Source organism: Rhodococcus sp. EPR-147 (assembly GCF_001647185.1).
In the GTDB taxonomy this organism is placed as follows: Bacteria; Actinomycetota; Actinomycetes; order Mycobacteriales; family Mycobacteriaceae; genus Rhodococcoides.
Genome location: NZ_LVCU01000307.1, coordinates 1 through 2,108 on the forward strand (window position 1 = coordinate 1; position 2,108 = coordinate 2,108).

Annotated in this window: 5 protein-coding genes; 1 reads left to right on the plus strand and 4 read right to left on the minus strand. The window is 66.6% G+C overall.

Annotated features, from left to right (window positions below; all coding sequences use genetic code 11):
- The coding region (locus A2J02_RS28725) for a hypothetical protein (RefSeq protein ID WP_231911463.1) at positions 1 to 237 on the plus strand (237 nt) is incomplete at its 5' end.
- 162 nt (positions 238 to 399) lie between these two features.
- Here the strand turns inward: A2J02_RS28725 and A2J02_RS14590 are convergent.
- From A2J02_RS14590 to A2J02_RS28275, 4 genes are all read right to left on the minus strand, one after another.
- On the minus strand, positions 400 to 954 hold the full coding sequence (locus tag A2J02_RS14590; protein WP_068050833.1) for a hypothetical protein: 555 nt from the start codon (positions 952 to 954) through the stop codon (positions 400 to 402).
- Entirely contained in the window at positions 951 to 1,097 is a 147-nt protein-coding gene (locus A2J02_RS27720; RefSeq protein ID WP_156516226.1) for a hypothetical protein, read from the minus strand. Before A2J02_RS27720 ends, A2J02_RS14590 begins: the two co-directional genes overlap by 4 nt.
- Positions 1,098 to 1,172: 75 nt before the next feature.
- The gene (locus tag A2J02_RS14595; RefSeq protein WP_068050834.1) at positions 1,173 to 1,571 is read right to left on the minus strand and encodes a hypothetical protein; all 399 of its coding nucleotides are present in this window, start codon (positions 1,569 to 1,571) and stop codon (positions 1,173 to 1,175) included.
- Positions 1,572 to 1,607: 36 nt separating this feature from the next.
- A partial coding sequence (locus A2J02_RS28275; RefSeq protein ID WP_197478033.1) for a lytic transglycosylase domain-containing protein occupies positions 1,608 to 2,108 on the minus strand: 501 nt, incomplete at its 5' end.

Sequence of the window (2,108 nt, forward strand, 5' to 3'; positions counted from 1 at the left end):
GGATCGGCTGTCTGGGAATCGGAATGGAACGACCGCGAGACGGCTACCGGCCGAGCCCGCACGCTCGAACGCTCCAGGGTCCGAGCGGAATTAGTGCGACGTGCAGGTGCCGGTCTCGGGATGCTGGACCTCACTCCCCCACCGCCCCAACAATCGCTGCACACGCCGGTGACCGGACCGCGTAGAGCGAGGCCCGGTCGCCGTCGCGTGGACGAGGATCAGCTGACCTTCTTCTGAAAGGGAGTATCGTGGTGCCTGTTTCGCTCTTTCCGCGCAGCGAGCCAGTGGTCGTGGTTGTCGATACTGCCTGATTGTCCGCGAGACACCCCAGTCGCCGGCCCCTGACCACGGTTGGCGCACGGGCGCAGCGCCGACGCCCTCGCCTGCAGGTCGAATCGACTATCGGCTTGCGTTGTCGAGGCGGTAGTTCGACACTTTCCAGCCGTCGTCGGTGCGTTCGACGTCGACGGTCGCGGTGTAGGTGGTGTACGGGGTGGTCTCGCCGCTGGTGTGTTGAACGGTCTGCGAAATGATCACCGGGACGGTTGCTTTCGCGGAGCCAATGGTGGGGTCGCCGTCGAGTGTGGTGACGGCGGTGATGACGTCGTCGCTGCGGGACCACGCCGACCATTCCGACATCGGTTGCGGTTGCGGTTGCGGATCCGGGCGCGCCGCGGCGGCGGTGGCCATCGGTCCGGTGAGGTTGTCGCGTTGTTCGTGCAAGGAAACCCACGGTGAATCCTGCACTGCCGGTTGCCAGCTGAACACCCCCGACATCACCGCCGTCGCGACACCGGCCGGGTCGGTGGCCGAGGGGTCGATGGCGATTCCGGCGTCGGTGGCCGGCGCGATGGGTTCATCCGGCTTCCCGAACAGGAACACGGCCACAGCCGTGATCGCGACGATGCCGACGAGGGCCAGGCATCCGAGCAGTAACGATGTTCGGCGGCTCATGGCGTGATCTCCTGCGGGCCGACTGCCGTCGTCGGTTCGGGGTCGGTGTCGGAGATCTGGCCCAGTGCAGCGGCTTTGGCGATGACTTCGAGCCAATCGACGATCGGGGTATCCGTCAGGTTGTGGTCGAGGATCTGTGCCATGTCTGTGCTCCTTGGTCTGTGATGGTGTCAGTGTCCTGGTGGCCACCGACAACAAATCTGACGGTGGGTGCAGCGCTAACCGACGGTGGGGACTCCTGCTGCGGCGATCACGCTGACCGTCCAAATCGCCCACATGACGAGCGCGGTCGCCGCCAAGTGGATGGCTTTGCGGAGCGCAGTGACAGTCCAGTTCTGCGCTCGCGCAGAGGCGTCGGCGACAGCGACGACGCTGCCTATGGTCATCGCCGCGGTGACGACGATGACGGCCCACCAACCATGCGCGAGAACGTCGCGGGTCGCCGCGGCGCGGCCGCTGTCCTCGATCGTGGTGATCATCGACTCCAGGATCAATCGGGCGACGGGAACAGCCCATACCGTCCATACGATGACCGAGGTCAGAGCAAGGGCTGTCAGTGCTCGATGCCGGTCGTGGGACGTCAGGTGGTGGTTGGTGCGTGTCGGTGCGGTGCTCATGAGTGGGCCTTTCCGTCGAGCATTGGTCGGTGGCGGCTATCGGGCCAGGTCGTAGTCGGATGCGGTGGCGGTGATGGTGGTGACGTAGTTCTGTGTCTCCGAGTACGGCGGGACGCCGCCGAACTGCTGTACCGCGCCGGGGCCGGCGTTGTATCCGGCGAGCATCAGTTCCACGGGATCGCCGGTGATGGCACCGGATTCGATCCCCGGTCGCAGGGTGTCGGCGACCGAGCAGTTGTACCGTCCCTGGGCCATGACGGCGTCGCCGATGTCGTTGGGGTCCCCCTCCCCCGCTGCCCCGGTGACCACGCCGTTGTCGTCGACGGGGAAACCGTAGGAGGCCCAGGTGCCGGGTAGGAACTGCGCATACCCCTCGGCACCGGCGGGGCTGGTCAGGCCAGGTGTGAAGCCTGCTTCCTGTTTGAGCTGCGCGGCGAGGATCGCGGGTGAGAGCTCGCGGCACTGAGCGGCCGAGAGGGCGAGCCACGGCTCGAACTCGGGCGGGATCTGGCCGGCGGCGAGTTGTCCGTGGTCGCC

Excerpts from the sequence above, each read along its gene's own strand:
- A2J02_RS27720 (WP_156516226.1), bottom strand. The coding sequence starts at position 1,097 with ATGGCACAGATCCTCGACCACAACCTGACGGATACCCCGATCGTCGAT.
- A2J02_RS14595 (WP_068050834.1), bottom strand. The coding sequence starts at position 1,571 with ATGAGCACCGCACCGACACGCACCAACCACCACCTGACGTCCCACGAC.
- A2J02_RS14590 (WP_068050833.1), bottom strand. The coding sequence starts at position 954 with ATGAGCCGCCGAACATCGTTACTGCTCGGATGCCTGGCCCTCGTCGGC.